This is a genomic window from Cupriavidus sp. C3SS-1 (assembly GCF_057073755.1).
The window spans coordinates 1,576,186-1,597,355 of sequence record NZ_CP172699.1 but is presented as its reverse complement, the minus strand read 5'-3'; the positions used below and the strand labels follow the sequence as shown (position 1 = coordinate 1,597,355).

15 protein-coding genes and 1 rRNA gene are annotated in these 21,170 nt (G+C 64.5%); 1 reads left to right on the top strand and 15 read right to left on the bottom strand.

Annotated elements, in window-relative coordinates:
• Positions 1–378: 378 nt before the first annotated feature.
• The 10 genes from ybgF to katG all read right to left on the bottom strand — a co-directional run bounded on the left by ybgF (position 379) and on the right by katG (position 12,712).
• A complete protein-coding gene (ybgF, locus tag ACIGJC_RS07365) occupies positions 379–1,137 on the bottom strand; it encodes a tol-pal system protein YbgF (protein ID WP_483711345.1) in 759 nt (252 codons plus the stop codon).
• Positions 1,138–1,547: 410 nt separating this feature from the next.
• Positions 1,548–1,751 carry a cold-shock protein gene (locus tag ACIGJC_RS07360; protein WP_483711344.1) on the bottom strand — a complete coding sequence of 68 codons (204 nt, stop codon included), beginning with the start codon at positions 1,749–1,751 and terminating at the stop codon, positions 1,548–1,550.
• A gap of 237 nt (positions 1,752–1,988) precedes the next feature.
• The gene (locus ACIGJC_RS07355; RefSeq protein ID WP_483711343.1) at positions 1,989–2,210 is read right to left on the bottom strand and encodes a hypothetical protein; all 222 of its coding nucleotides are present in this window, start codon (positions 2,208–2,210) and stop codon (positions 1,989–1,991) included.
• Between the two features lie 221 nt (positions 2,211–2,431).
• Positions 2,432–3,865 carry an HDOD domain-containing protein gene (locus tag ACIGJC_RS07350; RefSeq protein WP_483711342.1) on the bottom strand — a complete coding sequence of 478 codons (1,434 nt, stop codon included), beginning with the start codon at positions 3,863–3,865 and terminating at the stop codon, positions 2,432–2,434.
• 8 nt (positions 3,866–3,873) lie between these two features.
• A complete protein-coding gene (locus tag ACIGJC_RS07345) occupies positions 3,874–5,580 on the bottom strand; it encodes a putative bifunctional diguanylate cyclase/phosphodiesterase (protein ID WP_483711341.1) in 1,707 nt (568 codons plus the stop codon).
• A 448-nt stretch (positions 5,581–6,028) separates the two neighbouring features.
• Positions 6,029–6,478, bottom strand: a complete 450-nt coding sequence (locus tag ACIGJC_RS07340; RefSeq protein ID WP_483711340.1) for an ion channel — start codon at positions 6,476–6,478, stop codon at positions 6,029–6,031.
• 15 nt (positions 6,479–6,493) lie between these two features.
• Positions 6,494–7,534, bottom strand: coding sequence for a DUF2955 domain-containing protein (locus tag ACIGJC_RS07335; RefSeq protein ID WP_483711339.1), 1,041 nt, complete (start codon positions 7,532–7,534; stop codon positions 6,494–6,496).
• A complete protein-coding gene (locus tag ACIGJC_RS07330) occupies positions 7,524–8,639 on the bottom strand; it encodes an HlyD family secretion protein (RefSeq protein WP_483711338.1) in 1,116 nt (371 codons plus the stop codon). The genes ACIGJC_RS07335 and ACIGJC_RS07330 overlap by 11 nt, the downstream gene beginning before the upstream one ends.
• Complete coding sequence (locus ACIGJC_RS07325) at positions 8,632–10,182, bottom strand: efflux transporter outer membrane subunit (RefSeq protein ID WP_483711337.1); 1,551 nt, start codon at positions 10,180–10,182, stop codon at positions 8,632–8,634. Before ACIGJC_RS07325 ends, ACIGJC_RS07330 begins: the two co-directional genes overlap by 8 nt.
• A 343-nt stretch (positions 10,183–10,525) precedes the next feature.
• Positions 10,526–12,712: a catalase/peroxidase HPI gene (gene katG / locus ACIGJC_RS07320; protein ID WP_483711336.1), complete on the bottom strand. Its 2,187-nt coding sequence runs from the start codon at positions 12,710–12,712 to the stop codon at positions 10,526–10,528.
• A 368-nt stretch (positions 12,713–13,080) separates the two neighbouring features.
• On the opposite strand from katG, the gene ACIGJC_RS07315 reads away from it, so the two are divergent.
• Positions 13,081–13,545: a ferritin-like domain-containing protein gene (locus tag ACIGJC_RS07315; protein WP_483711335.1), complete on the top strand. Its 465-nt coding sequence runs from the start codon at positions 13,081–13,083 to the stop codon at positions 13,543–13,545.
• Between the two features lie 3 nt (positions 13,546–13,548).
• On the opposite strand, the gene ACIGJC_RS07310 is transcribed toward ACIGJC_RS07315, so the two are convergent.
• The 5 genes from ACIGJC_RS07310 to rrf form a co-directional block, all read right to left on the bottom strand.
• The gene (locus ACIGJC_RS07310; protein WP_483711334.1) at positions 13,549–14,013 is read right to left on the bottom strand and encodes a (2Fe-2S)-binding protein; all 465 of its coding nucleotides are present in this window, start codon (positions 14,011–14,013) and stop codon (positions 13,549–13,551) included.
• Positions 14,014–14,028: 15 nt separating this feature from the next.
• A complete protein-coding gene (locus tag ACIGJC_RS07305) occupies positions 14,029–16,305 on the bottom strand; it encodes a xanthine dehydrogenase family protein molybdopterin-binding subunit (RefSeq protein WP_483711333.1) in 2,277 nt (758 codons plus the stop codon).
• Between the two features lie 7 nt (positions 16,306–16,312).
• Positions 16,313–18,160 (bottom strand): GMC family oxidoreductase, encoded by a 1,848-nt coding sequence (locus tag ACIGJC_RS07300; protein ID WP_483711332.1) that lies wholly within the window; start codon positions 18,158–18,160, stop codon positions 16,313–16,315.
• A gap of 31 nt (positions 18,161–18,191) precedes the next feature.
• On the bottom strand, positions 18,192–20,720 hold the full coding sequence (locus tag ACIGJC_RS07295; RefSeq protein ID WP_483711331.1) for a hypothetical protein: 2,529 nt from the start codon (positions 20,718–20,720) through the stop codon (positions 18,192–18,194).
• 282 nt (positions 20,721–21,002) lie between these two features.
• Positions 21,003–21,116 (bottom strand): 5S ribosomal RNA (gene rrf / locus ACIGJC_RS07290).
• Between the last annotated feature and the right edge of the window lie 54 nt (positions 21,117–21,170).

The following is a 21,170-nucleotide window of genomic DNA, read 5'->3' as shown; positions in this document are numbered from 1 at the left end:
TGCAGTTGTACCCATACTGGTGGCTCGCCGTTTAGCGCGGCGATCACATTGACTTACGGAACCGCCACGATGCTTGCAATTGCTGCCTGGATCACCTGCTCCTTCGCGGTTGGCCTTTTTGCCAACGCACTGGGACGCTCCGGCGCCACATGGACTATCTTTTCGTTGACCCTGAGTCCGTCGCTTGGATTGATCGTTGTCGCCGTCCTCGACAAGAAATGGAACAGGTCCGCTCGCGTGATGACTGCCATCGCCCCTGCAGCGGTGTCAGTGACCGTATAGCCTGCCCACAGGACCTCTTCGGGATCATCGCCGAGACCCCACACGCTAGCAGTGAGGTATCGTCAGCATTTGCAAGGAGGGCCGGATGGCCCTCACTTACTTCAGCATCTTCAACCGGTTGCTAGCCGCATGCGCGCCTTCGGTACCGGGATACTTGGTCACCACCTGTTCCAGCGTTTTGCGCGCGGCCGCCTTCTGCCCGGACTCCAGCTCATTATTGGCAACCGCGATCATTGCGTCCGGCACCTTGGGATGCGTCGGATAGGCATTGATCATTTTCTGCAGCACCCAGGTGGACGCCTTATAGTCGCGCTGCGCGTATAGCGAGTTGCCGAGCCAGAACTGCGCCAGCGGCAGGTACGGGCTCTGCGGATACCGCTTGATAAACGACGAGAATGAATTCCCGGCGCTCTTGAAATCGCCCGACTGAAAATGCTTGAGCGCGGCGTCGTATTCGGACTTCTCGCCCGGCTGCGAGGTGCCTTGGCGGTTCTCGACCGAAGCATGCTGCGGCTCGAACTTCTTCAGGCGCGCATCGAGGTCTGCGTAGTAATCCTTCTGCTGCTTCTGCAGCGTCGCCACCGTGTTCTGCAGCACTTCGTTCTGGCCGCGTAGCCGAGCCAGCTCCTGGCGTAGCCCTTCGAGCTGGTTCTGCAGTTCGAGCGTGGTGCGGCTGTTTTGCTCAAGGCGTTGGGTCGCAGTCGCCTGGAAATTGTTGAACTGGTCGCGCAGGTTGATGACCGTTTTGCGCGCCTGGTCATCCTCGAACACTCCGGCATGCGCCTGCGTGGGTGGCAGCATGCCTGCGCCAGCAATGGCGGCGAGCCACAACAGGGTGGAAACACGTACTTTCATGGATAGTCAGTGAGCTGATGTCGTTGATGTCCACGCGGCGGCTCTGCGCCCGCGAGGCTTCATCATGGCCTTAACCAGAGCGGCTGAAGCGCAGGGTCCCTGCTCGCCGCGCTGGTCCGCCAGTATCGCTTAGATGATTGAGGGAATGCGGAGGACGGCATCCCGGCAGGCACGCGATGGGAGGACGTGCCGCACAATTTTTCGTGGGTGGATGAACGCGAGTCGGGGCGTCGAGCGCTTCGAGGCATCACCGCGACGATAGATGAAGCGCCGTGCCCAGATGAACTGACAATCCGGGACGCACAACGAAAGCCGTGTTTGCGCCCCTTCAGTCACAAACACGGACAATCGAACGCCACCGAATGGAACAGAGACCCTCCCGCCGGGGTGTGCACCTTCTTACTTGGCGACTAGAGTTTCCGAATTTGTGAGGCTTGTGGACCCTTTGGGCCTTGCTTCACTTCAAATTCGACCTTGGCACCCTCGTCCAGCGACCGGTATCCACTTCCTTGAATTTCGGATTGGTGGGCAAACAAGTCCGCGCCCCCGTCGTCCGGCGTGATAAATCCATAGCCCTTCTCATTGTTGAACCATTTCACGGTGCCAGTTGCCATCTCGTCCTCTGAACTTTTTGTGTGAACAGAACGTGCAACGCCGGTACCACCTGGCGCTGCATACAGACGAGCATAGCCGAAGAGCTCATCATGGCGTCTCAGGGTTTACCGAGGTGACTGACTCGACGAACGCAGGTGCAAACCGTCACGTTGCGCGTGATTGCGCGTGATACTGCTTGGGGCGCCACAACAGTGGATTGCAGGCGTCACTACGCGCGCCTGACGGAACCCGGCCCTCTAATCCCGGCCTGCCCGCAGAACGGTCAATTCCAGGCCTGATCCACCTTTGGCAATCTTCAGCGCGGCCAGTTCTCCATCGAGACGAACGAAAGGTGCCAGGAGTCGCCTTAGCTGGTCCAGCAATGCACTTCCCAATTGCTCATCGTCCCGTCCGCCTTGCGCCCACTCATGATATTGATTGTGAGCTTCCACAACGCCATTCATAAATTCCAGCGCCATTGCAGTCCCCTCTTGCGATATTTCCGCCAAAGCGTAGTCCCGTGGTGCGCTTTCGGAATATCGGGCAAAAGTATGTTTCGCGGATGAATAATGGGGCGTTGGAACCAGAATAATGCCCGGCTGAAAGGACGGGCATCACCTCCGGATCCGGAGGTTCGGTGTCGACAACAGCGTCTCAGTGGCGCGCTGCAGGCGGAGCAGCGGTTTTGTCCTGGCTGCCGCTATCGCTGCGGCGCGGAACGCAAGACCGCTGTCGCGATTTCCCCGGCGAGTTCGCCCGCCGCTGCCAGTTCATTCTTGCTCAGGCCGCCGGCAATGCGGGTCGTGCCCCAGTCGCCGCAGATCATGGCGACGCAGCGGTTGCGTACCTTGACGGGAATCAGCAGTACGGAACGCGTGTCGGGCATGGCGTCGCGATACCAGCGCGGGACGCGATGCGATACGGCTTTGTCCCTCAGGTCCTCGATCAGCAAAGGCTGCGGCGCGATCATCGCGAAATGGAACATGTCGGGCACGAAGCCTTCTTCGAACGACAGCCGCTCAAGCTTGTCCCGCATGCCGTCGCCAAACCCCAGGCGCGCGCTGAAGCGCTTGCTCGTCGGGTGCAGCAGCATCAGGAAACAGTGCGAGAAGTTCAGCGCCCGCATGGCCGACTCCAGCACCAGCGGAGCAAGCTGGGATACCGTCCTGCCCGCACCCTCCTGCCGAACCTCGTCGAGCGCGTGCAGCAGGCGCTTCAGCGTATCGGCGGGCTTGCCGCCCTCTTCCGCAACGCTGCCATCGCCCGAGTCAGGGGTCTCCGAGCGCGCCATCGTTGTCTTCAGCTTCCCGGCCTGCTGGATCGCCGTATTGACGTGGGACGGCTCCAGCCCGAGTCTCTGCGCATGGGCCAGCAGCGGTCCCAGTACGATTTCCTCCGGTTGCTCGGCAAGCATCGAGGCCGCCGCGTCGGACGACAGGCTGGCGACCGCGCCCAGCCAGTCGGCATGGGTTTCCAGGACGGATTCTTCGTGCAGTTCGCGGCCCAGCATGCCGTCCGCGATCAACGTCGGCAGGCGCCACCGGAAGGCTGCCGCCTTGGCGATCTCGTCGAACGAGATGCCGATGACTTCGCGGCAGGCATCGCTTTCGCTCATGGCGCCATCCGCGCTCAGCGTCGCGATGCGGTCCCACTCGTCCGGGAAATAGAAGATCACCATCAAGCGGCTGACGTGGTGCATCAGCGTGCAGACGACGCCCTCTTCCCCACCCAGGATGCCGCGCGCATCGTTCAGCGCACGGGTGATCTCGCCGGCCATGATGGCCTGCTTGAGCGCCCTCCCCGCCTGAGGCCGGTTGGGGGCCACGCCCTGGAAAAAGTCGAGTACCTGGACGCCCAGCGTCAGATGCGTAATGGTGTCCACGCCCAGCACCATGATGGCGCGGGATACCGTGGTGACCTCGCCGCCGAATGAACGGTACATGGCCGAGTTGGCCAGTCGGATGACTTTCTGTGAAAGGCTGAAGTCCGACAGGACCGTGCTGGCCATTTCCCCAATGCTCATGTCGCTGTTCAGCGTCTTGAAGACATTGTCGATGCAGTACTGCAGCGTCGGGAAATCGCCCTTCTGGACCATCCTGGCCCAGAGCTGATCAAGAAACTGTTTCTTTGGCATGTTCTCGATTACGCGGACAGTGCGTCCTCGGCGTCGATGCGGAACCTGCCTGCGCGGACAGCGTCCTCGAAATCATTGGGGGCCATCGCCCGGGCGAAGCGCCAGCCTTGTGCCAGCTCGCAGCGCTGGGCCGCCAGCAGATCGCATTGCGCGTCAGTCTCGACGCCTTCCGCAATGGCCACCAGCCCGAGTTCCCGCGCCAGCGACAGCACGGCGTAAACAATGGTTTGGGCGTGCGGGGAATCCACCATGTCCGCGACAAAGCTGCGGTCGATCTTCAGTGCCGACAGCGGAAACCTGCGCAGATAGGACAGGCTGGAATAGCCGGTGCCAAAGTCATCGACCGCAAAGCGGATACCCAGTGCCCTGAGTTCCTTCAGTAGATTCCCCGCCCCCTTCGGGTCCGTCATCAGCGCGCCTTCGGTGATCTCGAGCACCAGCCGGTGCGGGTCGATGCCGGTATCGCGGATCGCGCTGCGCACGCTGTCGACAAAGCCCGGATGCCTGAACTGCACCGGCGACACGTTGACCGACACGTAGCCAAGCTCCACCCCGTTAGCGTCCCACGCGGCCAGCTGCGCGCACGCGCAGCGTACCGCCCAGGCGCCAAGATGATTGATCAGTCCGTTGCTCTCGGCCAGCGGCACGAAAATCTCGGGCGAGATGGCCCCCTCGTTGCAATGCTCCCATCGCATCAGCGCCTCGACTGCGCAAACGGTGTCGGGGCCGACCCGGAAGATCGGCTGGTAATGCAAGAACAGTTCACCATTGAGGACCGCCTCGAACAGGTCCTGCTCGATGCGGAACTGCTCGTTCAGCCGGTGATCCAGTTCCGGCGAGTACAGGCAATAGCGGTTGTTGCCCTGCGCCTTGGCCTCGTACATGGCCCGGTCGGCCCGCCGCAGCAACTGCGCCTCGGTCTCCCGCTCGCCCGTGGCGAAGGCCAGGCCAATACTGGTCGTGACACGCACCTGGCAGCCGGCCAGGTGGAATGGCTGCCGGCAGACTCGCATGATCTGCTCGAGCACGCCCATTGCCGCCTCTTCCGTAGTCACGTCGTCGAGCAGGACCACGAATTCGTCGCCCCCCAGGCGCGCAACGGTGTCGCGGGTGCGTAGCGTCCCGGCGAGTCGCAGGCTAAGTTCTTTCAGCAGGATGTCGCCGACCTCGTGGCCGAGCGAATCGTTGACCTTCTTGAACCCATCCAGGTCCATCAGCGCAATCGCAAAGCGGCCGCGCTGCGCGGCATCGCCGGTGAAATACGCGTCCACCCGATTGCGGATCAGCCCCCGATTACCGACACCGGTGAGCGGGTCGGTGAGCGATTGTTCAGTCAGTCGGGCGAGTTTCCGGGCCCATTTGGTGACGTCGGTGCCAAACAGGAGTATTGATGTCCGGCCATCCGTGCCAGCATGTCGGCAAATGCGCAGATCGATCCAGCGCGTGCCGGTAATGGCGTTGGCAAATCGGATCTCGGCCTGTTTGGGAAGACCGTCGCGGAAACAGGCTTGCAGCAGTTGGGCGGCGCGCTCGCGTTCGTCGAAGGCGACAATGTCCTTGAGCGAGGCGCGCAGCAGGTACTCTCGCGGAAACGCCAGCAGATCGGCCGAAGCATTCGTGGCCTGGAGGATATTGCCGGTTTCGCTGACCTGCAGCGCCAGTCCACCCCATGCTTCCAGCAGCGCCCAGGCATCCCTGCTTCCGGCAGGAGCCATCGCTCCCGCAACGCCGCCGGAACGGTTCGGTTCCCGTGCGTTGCCTGCCTGAACAGCATCAAACGTGGACGACGTCATGTGGTCTTTGGCCTAGCCTGTTTGGCGATCGCGCCTTGCCGATCCCGGGGGCCGGCGGTACCGCGAGGGAACTCGGTAAAAAAGACAGCATTAATGGTTCAAAAACACGACTTGCCGCCGTGGGTGAATCGACGGGAAGCCAATTCTATTACGGCTACCCGGGGTCGCGCTTGAAAACACGTCATGCCATTGACATTCACAACCTAATCCTCTCGTTTCAATAGCCGGGGGGTAGACAAAGCCCGGATCTACGGATATGCGGCCGCGTTAACGAGACTCAGGATTTCGCTATGTCAGTGGTTATCGGCAATGGTTGCCTTGTCTTTAGATTCCACGTGAACGCGAGTGGACGACGTCGCTCAATTCGCCCCTATGTCGGCTCTTCATGCTTCAGCCTTGCCGCACTGTTCTTGATGACATCGAGCACGGCGGCCGTCATGACCGCCGTCGATACGCCGAACATCAGGATGCCGTGGGCGGCCTCCATCGGACCAAGCAGGCGCCAGCGCTCGGACATGACAATGTCGCCATAGCCCAGTGTCGAGAAATTCACCGCCGAGTGGTAGAGCGCCTTCCCGAAGTCCGCGAACTCGCCAAGCAGCATGAACAGTGCCGCCCAGATCGTCACCTGGGCAAAATTGCCAAGCAGTGTGACCAGCATGATCGCCGACAGCATGGCGACATCCAGCCAGAGTGGTTCGCGGCCCTGCCACTCGTTTCGAAAGCGGGCATAGCGGCGCAGGCACACGGCCACGGCCAGTGCTTGCAGCACCAGGCACGCCAGCATGACCGGGGCTGCGACCAGCAGATGGAGGCGCATGGCGAGGTTTCCTTGTCAGGGCGTGGACGGCGAAGGGCGGCTACGCTGCTCTAGCAGTTCCAGCATCAGGCAGGCATACAGAGTGACCCCGATGAACAGGCCCATGCGGACTGCGAAGGCATGGTAGACGTCCTTGCCGGCCGCGCTGTCCTCGACCGACTGGCCCAGCAGGATGATCAGCGTCACCAGGGTGTTGAGCCAGAAGCCCGGCGAAAGCCCGCCGGCAGGTCCGGCAAAGAGCTTGCGCGCCAGCACCAGCGAGAACAGGAACATCCAGAGAAAGTACATCCACAGATGGACGAACAGGCCCAGGGCCCACCAGAACAGGACGGCCAGCAGTCCGCCGAGCAGCGTGGAACCAATCAGCTCGCGTGCGGCGCCGCGCGCCGTCGTGCAGCTTTGCCGCCCCAGGCTGACCGCCTTCATGAGGATTGGCATATAGGCCGCCGGATCCCCCAGCGCCAGCAGGACGGGCGGCATGACCACGAGCGCCGCGCGCAGCGCCATCCAGTCGGCGGTGCTTTGCGACACCGCTGGCGGACGCCGTGGTCCAGGCCCGGCCGCCGGCTCGGGAATCAACCAGAAACACAGCGCCAGGACCGTCACCGCAAGCAGCAACCCTTTGACGAGCGCGGCCACCACGGTCAGGGCCAGGCCGATGTCCGCGGTCCCCGCCACCGAAACCATGGTCAGGCCAGCCGCCAGGAACGTGCCGACCAGGCTGTTGCCGCCCCGCAAGCCATAGCGGAAGGCCAGGAACAGTCCGAGGCCGGTGATCAGCACCCCGCTGAACGGATACTGGCTCAGGAACGGCACCACCAGCAGGCCGCTGCCGGTGGCCAGCATGGCGACCAAGGCCAGCCCCACGGCAGCCCTTGCCGGCAACGGCCGGTCGAGCGAAGCCAGCACGAACGCGCCCAGCACCGGGGCCACCATCGGGATGGGCCAGTTCAGCCCGTAGCTGGTGGCAAGGCAGAGCGCGGTGCCAAGCGCCAGCCGCAGCGCCCGACGCCCGCGAATCGCAACCGCACCCGCCACGCCGCCGTCAGTAGACATAGGACAGCCAGCTCATCACGCGCAGGAACAGGCGGCCGAGCGGATTGAGCACGTTGCCCTCGGCCGGGAAGGCCATGACCTCGGCCTGCCCGCCCACGCGAATGCCCTTGAGCGTCTCCAGTTCGCCCTTGTCGATCTCGACGATCACCGGGAAGCGCTGCGCCGGACGCAGCCAGTCGCGGCTGTTCTGGATCGTCGGCAGGCTGCCCGGCGGCGGGCTCTGCCCCGCGCTGACGCCGTAGCCGACGCTGCGCACGCGGCCCGCAAGCACCCGCCCCGGCAAGGCGTCCAGCACAATCCCGACCGGCGTCCCGGCTTCGACGCGGGCAAGGTTGTTCTCGGTCATGTCCGCGCTGATCCAGAGGTCATGGATGGCAATCAGCGTCATGACCGGATTGCCGGCAGCGGCGTACTGACCGGCTTCCGTGCGCAGGTCGGTGATCAGGCCGGCGGTGCGTGCGCGCACCTGCGCGTTGGCAAGGTCGAGCTCGGCCTTCTCCAGCGCCCCCGCCGCACTGCGCAGCTTGGCGTTGTCCTCTTCGCTGCCGCCCTGCTGCTCGCGCGCGCGTTCGACCTCGGCCCGGGCCGCATCGACCTGGCTGGTGGCCTGGGTGTGGGTGGCGCGCGCCACCTCCAGCCGCCGCAACGATACGGTGCCGGGATCTTCGCTGTACAGGCGTTCCAGGCGATCGCTATCCTGGCGTGCCTTGACCTCGTTGGCCTGGGCGGCACGCAGCGCGGCCTGCGCCGACGCGATGCCCGCGGTGCTGGCGCCAATCTGCCGGCGCATCGATTCCAGGTCCGCGCGCGCCCGGTCCGCCGCGATGCGGTAGTGCTGCGGATCGACCTCGAACAGGACTGTGCCGGCCTGCACGTCCTGGTTGTTGCGCACCAGTACGCGCGTCACGCGGCCCGATACCTCCGACGCCACGGGGACGACGAAGGCCTGTATGCGCGCCTGCTGCGTATAGGGCGTAAGGCGATCCGCGAACAGGTACCACGCCAGGCTCAGCACGATCAGCGCCACCACCCACCTGACGCCCTTGCGCGCGGGGTCCGCCGATGGCGGCGGCGGTGCCGGTGTCGGTGCAGCGACGTCACTCATCAGGTCTGTCTCCTTGCACGGATGAGCGTTTGCCGGCTGGCTCGCTCGTTGCCTCTTCGATCAGCCCGCCCCAGTCGGTGCGTTGCTCCATCTGCTGACGCGTCGGCGCATCGACGAGCGGCTGCCCGGTCTGCCAGCCGCCGCCGAGCGCCTTGTACAAGGCGATAAGATTGCCCACGGCCGCGCTGCGGTTGACGAGGTAGGCATCCTGCTGGGCAAACAGCGCGCGCTGGGCATCCAGCACGCGCTGGAAATCCGAATACCCCTCGCGGAACAGGGCATTGGCCAGGGTCAGCGAGCGGTTGGCGGCCGTCGACGCCTCCCCCAGGATCGCCTCTCGCTCCAGCGCCTTGATCAGCCCGCTGGCGGCATCGTCCGCTTCGCGCGCGGCCTGGCGCACGCTGTCCTGGTAGGACACGATCAACTGCTGCAGGCGGGCATCCTGGATGCGCACGTTGTTGCGGATGCGTCCGTAATCGAGAATGTTCCAGCGCAGGCTCGGCCCCGCTATCACCACGAAGCCGTTCGGCGTGCCCGGCAGCGAGCTGGCCGACCAGCCGATGTTGCCGAGCAGGGTCAATGATGGATAGAGATCGGCCTTCGCCACGCCGATCAGCGCCGATTGCGCGGCCACCTGCAGCTCGGCGGCGCGGATATCGGGGCGTCGTAGCAGCAGGTTGGCCGGGACATCCTGCAGCACGGCGCGGTCGATCAGCGGCACGATGCCCTCTTTCTCGGGCATATCGAGCAATGCATGCATGGGCGCTGGCGGACGGCCAATCAGGATCGCGAGCGCATTGCGCGCATGCAGGATCTGGCCCTCCAGTTCCGGGATGCTGCTCAGGGTGCCGAGGTACTGCGTCTTGGCCTGCTGGAGGTCGAGCTCATCGCTCTCGCCGCCCTTGAACAGGCGCTCGGTGATTTCGAAGCTGCGCTTCTGCAGCCGGGCGTTTTCCTGGGCGATATGCAGCCGCGCTTGTGCGGCACGCAAGGTGAAGTAGGTCTGGGCCAGTTGCGCATGCAGCAGCACCAGCACGTCCTCATAGGTCGCGCGTGAGGCAAAGTAGGCCGCATCCGCCGATTCGATCGCGCGACTGAAGCGTCCCCAGAAGTCCAGTTCCCAGCCTACGTCCACGCCGGCGCTGTACTGCCAGACACGGGTGGGCTGGACGCCCCCGGACGGCCGGCTATGGACGTAGAGCGCTTCCGCACTGGCCTGCTGGACCTGCGGGTAACGGCCGGCCTGTGCAATGCCCAGCTGCGCCCGGGCCTCGACCACGCGTAGTCCGGCGATCCTGACGCCGGCGTTGTTGGCATCGGCCTCGGCAATCAGTCGTTCAAGGACGGGGTCGTTGAAAACCTGCCACCACTGGCTCAGGTCCGGCTGCTGCCGCGGCTGCGTGGCCTGCTCTAGTGCGGCGGTGCTCCATTGTTCGGTCCAGTTCGCGTGCTGGGCCTGGAAGTCCGGACCCAGCCGCGCGCATCCGCCAAGCAGCATTGCCACCGCCAGCAACCGGCAATGCAGCGCGGCCCGCTTTGCCATGGTCAGAGGCTGGCTGTTGCAGCCATGCCGTTCAGCTGCCGGCCTGGCCGGCCAGGAAACCAGCGCAAGACGCAGGACGCCTGGGGCCCGGTTCGGCGCCTGGTGCCAGGCGAGCCTTGACGGGTCGTCATTTCGGATGCGGGAACCTGCGGCATACGGGTCTCCTCTGCGAAACCGCCATGTGACGATTCGATAGACGTGGCAATTATGCGTTGCCAAGGTTATTTCGCCTATCCATCGTTCGTGTCAGGCGCGCAACAGCCGTGCGGCGCCTGGCACCCACAAGAAAACGGCCGGTCTTGCGACCGGCCGCTGGCTGAGTGTAGTGTCGTCAGCCTGACGCTCAGCGGTTGGCGACCTCGAAGCGGTCCAGGTTCATCACCTTGTTCCAGGCCGCGACAAAGTCCTGGACGAACTTCTCCCCGGCATCCGAGCAGCCATAGACTTCGGCCACCGCGCGCAGTTGCGAGTTGGAGCCGAAGACCAGGTCGACACGCGTGCCGGTCCATTTCAACTTGCCTGTTGCGCGATCGTAGCCTTCGAACACGTCCTTGCTGTCCGCGACCGGCTTCCACTCCGTGCGCATGTCGAGCAGGTTGACGAAGAAGTCGTTGGTCAGCGTTTCCGGGCGGTCGGTGAAGACACCGTGCTGCGTTTGTCCGACGTTCGCGTTCAGCGCGCGCAAGCCGCCGACCAGCACGGTCAGTTCCGGCACCGTCAGGGTCAGCAGTTGCGCCTTGTCGATCAGCAGTGTCTCGGCCGGGACCGCGTACGTGCCCTTCAGGTAATTGCGGAAACCATCTGCAATCGGCTCCATCACGCTGAACGACTGCACGTCGGTCTGTTCTTGCGACGCGTCCATGCGCCCGGGAGTGAAGGGGACCTTCACGTCGTTGCCACCCTTCTTCGCGGCCTGTTCGATGCCGGCGCAACCCGCCAGCACGATCAGGTCGGCCAGCGACACCTTCTTGCCGCCGCTCTGCGTGCCATTGAACTCGTTCCGGATACCCTCCAGGGTCTCCAGCACCTGGGCGAGCTGGGCCGGCTGGTTCACCTCCCAATCCTTCTGCGGCGCCAGGCGCAGGCGCGCGCCATTGGCACCGCCGCGCTTGTCGGAGCCGCGGAACGTCGACGCCGAAGCCCAGGCCGCGGACACGAGCTGCGACACCGGCACCCCCGAAGCCAGAATCTTGCCCTTGAGCGCGGCAATGTCCTGCTCGTCGACCAGCACGTGGTCCACGGCGGGGATCGGATCCTGCCAGATCAGTTCTTCGGCCGGCACCTCCGGACCCAGGTAGCGCGAACGCGGGCCCATGTCGCGGTGCGTCAGCTTGAACCATGCGCGGGCGAAGGCGTCGGCGAACTGGTCGGGGTTCTCATGGAAGCGCCGCGAGATCTTTTCATAGGCCGGATCCACGCGCAGCGAAAGGTCCGTGGTCAGCATGGTCGGGCCACGGCGCCGGGACGGATCATGCGGGTCGGGAATCGAATTGGCCCCGGCATCGCCCTTGGGCTTCCATTGATGGGCACCGGCCGGGCTCTTCGTCAGTTCCCAGTCATAGCCGAACAGGTTCCAGAAGAAATTGTTGCTCCACCTGGTCGGCGTGCTGGTCCAGATGACCTCCAGGCCGCTGGTGATGGCATCGCCCCCCTTGCCGGAACCATAGCTGCTGTGCCAGCCCAGCCCCTGCGCTTCGAGCCCGGCGGCTTCGGGCTCCGGGCCCACGTGGGAGGCCGGGCCGGCACCGTGCGTCTTGCCGAAGGTGTGGCCGCCAGCGATGAGCGCAACGGTCTCTTCATCGTTCATGGCCATGCGCGCAAAGGTCTCGCGAATATCCACGGCGGCCGCGGCCGGATCCGGGTTGCCGTTCGGGCCTTCCGGGTTCACGTAGATCAGGCCCATCTGCACAGCCGCCAGCGGGTTTTCGAGGTCGCGCTCGCCGGAGTAGCGCTTGTCGGCCAGCCACGTGCTTTCGGATCCCCAGTAGACATCCTGGTCCGGCTCCCAGACATCCTGGCGCCCGCCACCGAAACCGAACGTCTTGAAGCCCATCGATTCCAGCGCGACGTTGCCGGTCAATACGATCAGGTCGGCCCACGAAATCTTCTTGCCGTATTTCTGCTTGATCGGCCACAGCAGCCGGCGCGCCTTGTCCAGGTTGACGTTGTCGGGCCAGCTGTTCAGCGGCGCAAAGCGCTGCTGCCCCGAGCCCGCGCCGCCGCGGCCGTCGCCGGTACGGTACGTGCCGGCGGCATGCCAGGCCATGCGGACGAACAAACCGCCGTAGTGGCCGAAGTCCGCGGGCCACCAGTCCTGCGAATCAGTCATCAGCGCGGTGAGATCCTTCTTCACTGCCGCCAGATCCAGGCTCTTGAATGCCTCGGCGTAGTTGAACCCCTTTTCCATGGGATCGGCCAGCGAAGAATGCTGGCGCAGGATACTCAGGTTCAGCTGATTGGGCCACCAATCACGGTTCGATGTCCCCGAGCCGGCGGCGTGATTGAACGGACACTTCGCTTCAGTCGACATGTGTTCCCCTTGCTTAGTTGCATCCAGATCGTTCGCTATTGGATCGTTTGATCCCGACCGCACGGCTCAAGCCCTGGTACATCCAGCCACCGCCTTGCATAGAGTACTGTTTCTCCACACGGGCCGGAAATAGGTTTACTTCATGGCCGAGCAAGAAAAAAGCTAAGGCCTGAGCCGCATTCCCTGTTCTTTCGCATCCTTCGGCTACGGACCTTCATGACCGGGCGGTTTCGCCCCGTTCGGGTGAGACACGCGCATCGGCGGCTAACCGGAATCGGCGGACAGTGTACGCCCGGCGACTAGAATGAAACAGCCCGGCCCCTCGGGTACACCAAAGCCACTGATACCACGCTGCAGGAAGGATTGCCATGACGGAACTCGAAAAGGACAAAGTCGTCGGCGTGCTGAACCGGATACTCGAAGCCGAGCTCGCCGGCGTGGTGCGCTACACCCACTATTCATTCCTGGTGTTCGGCTTCGGACGCATCCCGATCGTGTCGTGGCTGCGCGAGCAGGCTAACGAATCGTTGCTGCATGCCCACCTGGCCGGCGAATGGATCACGACGCTCGGCGCCTATCCGTCGCTGGGCATCGGCAAGCTGCTGGACAGCCATACGTTTGATATCGCTTCGATTCTGCGCGAATCCCTTGCGACAGAGACGCTTGCGCTGCAGCTGTACCGCGAACTGCTGGGCCTGGTCGAAGGCCGTTCGGTGGCGCTGGAAGAATATGCGCGTCAGCAGATCCAGGTCGAGGAACTGCACGCCGGCGAAGTCGACAAAATGCTGCGCAAGCCAGGACAGTCGGCAACGGCACAACCCAGCCCGGGTTGAACCCTACCCGCGCGGCCGCTGCCCTGCAGCCTGGTGGATCGCCGCGCGGATGCGCGAATACGTGCCGCAGCGGCAGACGATATTGCCGAGCGCCGCGTCGATGTCCGCATCGGTGGGCTTTGGCCTCGCCTTGAGCAGCGCGCAGGCGGCCATGATCTGCGCGCTCTGGCAGTAGCCACACTGGACCACGTCGACATCGAGCCACGCCGCCCTGACGGCGTCGATCTCCTTGCCCCCCACGCCTTCGATGGTCGTGATCTTCATGGCCGGGCTTAGCTTCGACAAGGTCAGCTGGCAGGCGAGTTCGGCCTTGCCATCGACATGCACGGTGCAGGCGCCGCAGATGCCCACGCCGCAGCCGAACTTGGTTCCCGTCAGCGCCAGGTCGCAACGCAGTATCCAGAGCAGCGGCATCTCGGGTTCCGCGTCCACGCTGACCGGCTTGCCATTTACGTTCAGGGTCGCCATGGTTGTCCTCCTCGGCTAGGCAAGCTTCAGCGGCAGCGCGCGCAGCCGCTGGCCGGTCAATGCGTACAGCGCGTTGGCCACTGCCGGCGCAATGGGTGGTGTGCAGACTTCCCCAGTGCCCTCCGGGGCCTCGGCGCTGGCGATGATCTCGGTCTGGATCGCAGGGCAATCCGCCATGCGCACCACCGGGAAGTCATGGAAATTCTTCTGCTGCACGACGCCATCCGCAAAGGTGATTTCCTGCAGCAGCGCCGCCGACAAGCCGAAGACGATGCCGCTCTCGGCCTGCTGGCGGATCAGGTTCGGATTCACCGGCGTACCGCAATCGATCACGCAGTACACGCGATGGACGCGGATGGTCTTGTCCCGCGCGACAGAGACCTCTGCCACCTGCCCGACGATGCTTCCGTACGACTGGTGCAGCGCCACGCCGCGTGCGCGAGCGATACCGTCGGCCGCGCGCTCCATCGGCTTGTTCCAGCCCGACAACGCTGCCACGCGCCGCAGCACGGCAAGGTGACGTGGATGCTCGCCCAGCAGCGCCGCGCGGAACGCAACCGGATCCTTGCCCGCCGCCACCGCCATCTCATCGAGAAAGCACTCCGTGAAGAAGGCCTGGTGCGAGTGCCCGACCGAGCGCCAGAAGCCGACTGGAATCGGCAGCATGACATTCGCATGGGAAACGCTGGCGGCCGGCCATGCATAGGGCTGGTCGTAGGCACCTTCCGCCGCGGTCTTGTCGACGGGAATGCGCGGCAAGCCGAAGTCGCGCGCCATTATCTCCGGTACGATCGCCTGCCCTGCCGAACGGGCCTGCCAGCCCACGAGCCGTCCTTCGCGATCGAGACCGGCCCGCAACCGTGCCACGCAGGCCGGTCGGTAAAAGTCGTGCGTCATGTCTTGCGAGCGCGTCCAGATGGTCTGCACCGGCCGCCCCTTGGCCTCGCGCGCAATCGCAGCCGCCTGCGAGACGAAGTCCGCCTCGAGGCGCCGGCCGAAACCGCCGCCCAGGAGCATGACCCGCAAGTCGACCTGGTCGGGCCGCAGGCCAAGGACTTTTGCGGCATGGGCGCGGGCAATGCCGGGCACCTGGGTCGAGACCCACACCGTTGCCGCATGGTCCTCGTACTGGACGGTGCAATTGATCGGCTCGACGGCGCCGTGCGCAAGATAGGGCGCGCGATACTCGGCGTTGATGACCTTCGCGGCGCTGCGCAGTACCTCGTCGACATCGCCACGCGCATAGTATTCATGGCCATCATCGCGATCCAGTGCCGCGGCGATGCGCGCCATTAGCCTGGCGCTCGATGCGCCCGCCGCCGGGCCAGGGTCCCAGTCGACCTTCAACACATCCAGCGCCTGCATCGCGCGGAACGCATTGTCGGCAATCACGGCCACGCCACCCGTGCCGCCGTTGAAAGGCGGCACCACGAACGCCTTCACAACCCCACGTTGCGCCAAGGCTGCAGTGACGTCGGCATGCTTGACGCGGCCGCCGACGGTCGGGCACATCAGCACGCTGGCGTACAGCAGCCCCGGTGGCAAGGCATCGATGCCAAAGCGCGCCGAGCCGTTGGTCTTTGCCGCCGCATCGAGCCTGTGCAGCGGGCGGCCGATCAGGCGGAACGCGGACGGTTCTTTGAGCGAGACCTTGTCCGGCATCGGCTGGCGTGCGGCATCCGCAGCCAGTTCGCCGAAGGTCACGGAGCGTCCGGAGCCATGCAGGACCCTGCCGTCTTCCGTGCGGCATTCCGATTCGGTCACGCGCCAACGCTGCGCGGCCGCGGACACGAGCATGGCGCGTGCCGATGCTCCGGCCTCGCGCAAGGGCATCCACAGGTCGCTGAGGCCGGAGGACCCGCCCGTGACAATCCCGCCGATCTCGCGCATCAGCTTGCGCGTGACGTGGTCCGCATAGCGACGGATCAGGCGATGATCGTCCGGATGAAAGGGCAGCCCGTCGACCACGACCTGAAGGTTGTTGAAGATCTTGTCGGGGGGCGCGTTCTCCACGCGCACGCGGCGCCAGTCGGCATCGAGTTCCTCGGCGAGGATCATCGCCAGACCGGTATGCACGCCCTGCCCCATTTCCGAGCGGCACATCATGATGGTGACGCTGTTGTCGGCGTCGATCTTGACCCATCCATTGAGCGCCACCTCGGTGCCTTGCGTCGGCAGCGGCACCGCTGTGGTCAGGCGCTGGCGCACGGGCAGCACAGTCCAGCCGACAAGCAAAGCGCCTGCCGCGCCGATTGCGCCGATACCGCCGAAGACGAACGCTCTGCGCTTCATGGTGGGGTCAAGGCATGGCGTGTGCCGCGGCCAGCAATTCGTCGGCAGCCTTTTCGGCCATCATGTAGATGGCGCTGACCGGAAAAAAGCCCGGAATGCGCGGGAATGCCGAGGCATCCACCACACGCAGCCGACGCGTGCCATGCACGCCGAAACGGCTGTCCAGCACGCCGCCCGAAGCCGGTGCACCGATGGGGCACGAGCACGACGCATGGTGCCCCCAGGCGTTGTCGCGGATATAGCCGGCCAGGTCTTCATCGCTCTGGACGTGCGTGCCGGGCAGCTCTTCCTGCGCGATATACCCCTGCTGCGCCAGCGGCTGGGCCAAGCCTCGCACAAAGCGGATCGCGCCGATCAGCGCGCGCATGTCCTCGCCCTTCGGATCATCCGCTTCCTCGAAATACCGGAAGTCGATATCGGGCACGTCGCGCGGATCGGCCGAACGCAGTGACACGATGCCGGCGCGGTTGCGCGTGTGCCCCTTGAGGATCGCCCACGTCAGCATGTTGTCGTGCTCCGCGAAGACTTTTGAATAGCCGGGGTAGTAGCCAACAAATCGCTCGAGCAACGCCATGCAGAACATATCGGGCACCGGCGTGCGCCGGCCCGAACGGCGAATCACCGCTGTCGCCACGCCGTTGGTGGTGTAGACGCCGTCGCGCGCATCGAACCAGCTGCGATACGGCGCATCGTCTCGCACGAATTTCACGCCGTGAAGCACGTCCCATGAGCGCGACATCCGGTTCACGACCCCGATCTCATAACGGTCCTGCAGGTTGCGGCCGACGCCGGGCAGGTCCACGCGTACCGGAATGTCGTGCTTGCGCAAATGGTCGGCCGGCCCGATGCCGGACAGCATCAGCAATTGCGGCGTGTTGAACGCACCGCCCGCAAGAATGACCTCGCGCCGCGCGCGGACCTGACGCCGCTCGCCCGCCTCTGCGTTGGGCTTTGCATGGGCCTGATAGAGATGCCTGCCCTTCAGGTACTCGACGCCGCAGGCGTTGTCCTGATCGTCGAACAGGACGCGCGTGGCCAGTGCGTCCATTTCGATATGCAGCCGCGCCGGATGCCGCTGCGCCACGTCCAGCAGGCGTTCGCGCGTACCGTGGCGCGCATGGCGCTGCGTGGTCAGCGGCGTGTAGCAGACGCCGTGAAAGCAGCGCCGCCCCCACAGCCGCGAATTGGGATCGCCCTGCCAGCGGATCAGCCGCAGCCATGCGTGCAGGCGCCGCGGCACGCTTCGCGCGGCCAGTTCCATCGAGCCGATGATGACGCGGACCAGCGCATCGTCGGCCAGCGCTTCCAGCGGCATCGCGCGTTCGGTGTGCAGCCACCCGTCCCATCCGTGCAGCGTGGGGTCCACGCCTAACCGTCGCGCCAGGTTCCACAGTGGCCGATGGTGGCATTGTTCGACGCGTTTGGTATATCGGTGCATGCGAGCCGCCGTCCATGACGGGTCGCCAGTCAGGTCGGCAATATAGTCCCAGTCCGCATCGTGGGGATACACGAAGATCAGCGCGTTGTGCGCGGTGCAGCCGCCGAGCGTGCCCGCGCGCGGATACAGCACGCCCGACGGCCCGCATTTGGGATCGCGGCGCTGCTGGGCGTCGTCGGCATAGTGGCGCACGAAGAAATTCCATGCCATGGCCGGGTTCTCGCTGGCGCAGGCATGGAAGCCCGGCACGTCGTAGTCCTCGGGCATGCACGACATCTCATGCGCGCGCGCATCGCAGCCGGCTTCCAGCACGCACACGCGCATGCCGGCCTCTGCCAGGCGTGCGGCCAGCGTACCGCCGCCAGCGCCGGATCCGACGACTACGTAGTCCCATTCCGTTTCATCTCGCCCAGACATAGCCCCCCGCCACGTCGTCGGCCTTGCATGGTCAGAACGTCTTCAGGAAGGCGATCAAGGCCCGCTTGTCGTCATCGCTCAGCACGGGTTCCTTGCCGAACGCCCGCTCGTCGGCACTCAGGCCGTCCTGGTTGTTGAACTCCGCGGTGCCGAAGTAGTGGCCGCGGTTGACCACGAAATCCGGGCACTTGCTGAGTTGCAGCATCGGCTTGACCACGTCCGCATAGATCCGGCGCAAGTCATCCTCGGTCGCGCCTTCAGGCACCGAAGCAAGGTCTCCCTTGAGCTTGACCAGCAGCTTGAGCACCTTGGCCGCGTGCTCTGCCTTGGCGACCGGGTCGGAGGTCTCCGACAACGGCTGCAGGTTCGCCAGAAGATTCACGGGCATCCTGGCCGGCGCCGGGCCGATGGTCACGTCGCCGCTTTCGCCCACCAGCCAGGGCACCCAGCGGTGGAGCAGGTCCTCCATGGGCCGCAGCGCATCCGGCACGAAGCCGACCGGGATGGTGATCTGGCTGCGTTCCGTGGTGCGGTCGATCACGCCCGGGACTTTCGTGCCGAGCACGGTGTCATGAGCGCGCTTTTCGGGCCACAGCAGCTGTTCGATCGATGCGTCGAAGACTTGCATGCGGCTTTTGACGGAAGGATCGCTGCTGAATGGCCCGAGCGAATTGTTGAGCAGGAACGGCGCCGTCGACCAGATGCTGATCAGCGACGGCACCCGCGTATAACCGCGGCCACCGGCCGGCATGCGGTAGGGCCAGCGCTCGGCGGTGAACGGGTCGTACAGCGTCACGGTGCCGACCGACGGCAGGCTCTTGTAGGTCTGCGAGGAAAAGTTGTCCCAGATATTGCCGCGGATCGCGTTGGTGGCCAGCGGGCTGCAGATATTCGTGCGCAGCAGCGTGGATGGCACGCGCACATCGCTCGACAGGTAGTTGTTGGCAAGGAAGTCCGGCGCGTTGACGATGTCGCGCATCTTTGCCTTGTAGTCATCGGTCTGGGTCCATTTCCAATAGCGCTGGACGCAACCAAGGTACTTGTCGCCGCCGCAGTCGCGCATCTGGAGGTCCGCTGGCGGCGGCGGTCCCTTGCTCGAATGGCAGCGCGCGCACGTCTCCGCGAACACGGTCTTGCCCCGGTCCAACAGACGGGCGCCGTCCGGCGTTGCAGGATCGGCAAGGTAAGCCCTGCCACCCGGGGCGTCAGCGAGGTGGTCGGCCGGCGTCGATTTCAGCAGGAACGCGGCCATGTTGAAGGAGCCGGCCTCCGTGGCACGCCAGTACGAAGAATTCTTCTGCGCCACCGCGATCTCGATCGGAGAGATCGACTTGCCGCCGAGGATCGGATTGAAATGCAGCAGCCATTCCTCGCTGAACAACCCGATGTTCAGGTAGACGCGATTCAGTGCGCCGAGTACGCCGACGGAATCGGCGCCGTCCTTCAGTACGTGCGGCGTCCAGACCGTATCCGGCGCCTTGTAGAACTCTGAAAGCGCCCCGGTCTGGACGAAATCGTTCAGCTGCTTGTTGTTCTTCTCGCCGCCGGCGATGGTCTCCTGTCCGAGCCGCCGGGCCACGCCCATGCGCGCCATCAGGTCGTAGAGCGCATTCATCGTGCGCGGGTTGTTGATGTTGTCGGTCGAGACCAGCGAGGTGTCCATCGCCCCCGGGCGGAAGGTATGGACGAGCTGGAACATGAAGTTCTGCTTGCCCGCGGGCGTGGAGGCGTTGTGGATGAAGAGCCGGTCGACCCACATATACTGCGCACCGACGGTGGAACTGAGTTCCGCCCATTGCGGATGCTCGGGGTCCGCTGGCGGATGGATCGGGCTCGGGCCGACGTGGCAGAAACCGCAAGACATACCCACACGGTAAGGCCGCACGAGATCGGCGCGGTTGTAGTAGGACGGATCGGTGTAGTAGCGCTCCGCGTCCCAGGCCTTGGCGGCCTTCTCGTCGAAGGCGGGATTGGGGAAGAGCCGCAGGCCGACAATGCCGGTCGGGTAGCCGTAGTACGAGCCGACCGGAAGCTTCTGGCCACTGGCGAAGGTCGTGCCGCGCGCGCCGGTCTTGACGCCCGGGTACGCCTGCTCGTTCTCAAACGGATCGGCCGGGCAATCCTTGGCGCGCTGGTCCAGCCACAAGCCAAAACGCTGCGGATCCGGTCCGGCTGGCTTGCTGAAGCATGGCTCGTTGAGGAGGCCAAGATAGGCCCAGCGGTTATCGCGCGAATAGCCCTGGCCTGGATGGGAGCTAATCGACTTGAGCAGGTCGAATGCGCCGAACGTGTAGTTCGTCATCGCGTCCCAGAACCGGTCATTGCCACCGGTCCACACGATCCACATGTTGCGGCCCTGGATCTCTTCCCTGGTCAGGGACACGCCGCGGTCCATGTCGCGGAAGTAGTCTTCCGCCGCATGCCTGAATGACTCGGCATTGCGGCCCGCCTGCTGCGCTTCATCCTCGACGTGGCCGGCTTTGAGCCTGGAGCAGCCACTGGCGGTCACCACACAGCAAAAGATGGCCGCCCAAAGCATCGATTTGCTGTGCAGGTTCACCGTCGTCCCTCCCCGGCCGGATGGTCTACCACAGCAGCGTGTGCGCTACGCACGCCGTTGAGTACAGATAAACCTAGAAATGACGTGAGGAGAAGTCAAGCTTGTTACTGATCTACAACGCTATTTGTCCGCCGTGAGTTCGACGATGTTTCCGACAGAGATAAGCAAAGCGATGCACGGGCGCGCTGGCCGATGCGTTGTGGGATGGTCCGCGCCAATCCGGCGCCGCCAAAGCAAAAACCCCTCGCAGCACATGCTGTCGAGGGGTTTTGCGTTGTAAGAGCCTGGCGATGACCTACTTTCACACGGGTAATCCGCACTATCATCGGCGCGGAGTCGTTTCACGGACCTGTTCGGGATGGGAAGGGGTGGTTCCAACTCGCTATGGTCACCAGGCATAAGGGGTTGTGAGGCTGACGCGGTCAACCTCACCAATTCGGGATGTAGTTC

Excerpts from the sequence above, each read along its gene's own strand:
- ybgF (WP_483711345.1), bottom strand. The coding sequence starts at position 1,137 with ATGAAAGTACGTGTTTCCACCCTGTTGTGGCTCGCCGCCATTGCTGGC.
- ACIGJC_RS07360 (WP_483711344.1), bottom strand. The coding sequence starts at position 1,751 with ATGGCAACTGGCACCGTGAAATGGTTCAACAATGAGAAGGGCTATGGA.
- ACIGJC_RS07355 (WP_483711343.1), bottom strand. The coding sequence starts at position 2,210 with ATGGCGCTGGAATTTATGAATGGCGTTGTGGAAGCTCACAATCAATAT.
- ACIGJC_RS07350 (WP_483711342.1), bottom strand. The coding sequence starts at position 3,865 with ATGCCAAAGAAACAGTTTCTTGATCAGCTCTGGGCCAGGATGGTCCAG.
- ACIGJC_RS07345 (WP_483711341.1), bottom strand. The coding sequence starts at position 5,580 with ATGGCTCCTGCCGGAAGCAGGGATGCCTGGGCGCTGCTGGAAGCATGG.
- ACIGJC_RS07340 (WP_483711340.1), bottom strand. The coding sequence starts at position 6,478 with ATGCGCCTCCATCTGCTGGTCGCAGCCCCGGTCATGCTGGCGTGCCTG.
- ACIGJC_RS07335 (WP_483711339.1), bottom strand. The coding sequence starts at position 7,534 with ATGTCTACTGACGGCGGCGTGGCGGGTGCGGTTGCGATTCGCGGGCGT.
- ACIGJC_RS07330 (WP_483711338.1), bottom strand. The coding sequence starts at position 8,639 with ATGAGTGACGTCGCTGCACCGACACCGGCACCGCCGCCGCCATCGGCG.
- ACIGJC_RS07325 (WP_483711337.1), bottom strand. The coding sequence starts at position 10,182 with ATGGCAAAGCGGGCCGCGCTGCATTGCCGGTTGCTGGCGGTGGCAATG.
- katG (WP_483711336.1), bottom strand. The coding sequence starts at position 12,712 with ATGTCGACTGAAGCGAAGTGTCCGTTCAATCACGCCGCCGGCTCGGGG.
- ACIGJC_RS07315 (WP_483711335.1), top strand. The coding sequence starts at position 13,081 with ATGACGGAACTCGAAAAGGACAAAGTCGTCGGCGTGCTGAACCGGATA.
- ACIGJC_RS07310 (WP_483711334.1), bottom strand. The coding sequence starts at position 14,013 with ATGGCGACCCTGAACGTAAATGGCAAGCCGGTCAGCGTGGACGCGGAA.
- ACIGJC_RS07305 (WP_483711333.1), bottom strand. The coding sequence starts at position 16,305 with ATGAAGCGCAGAGCGTTCGTCTTCGGCGGTATCGGCGCAATCGGCGCG.
- ACIGJC_RS07300 (WP_483711332.1), bottom strand. The coding sequence starts at position 18,160 with ATGTCTGGGCGAGATGAAACGGAATGGGACTACGTAGTCGTCGGATCC.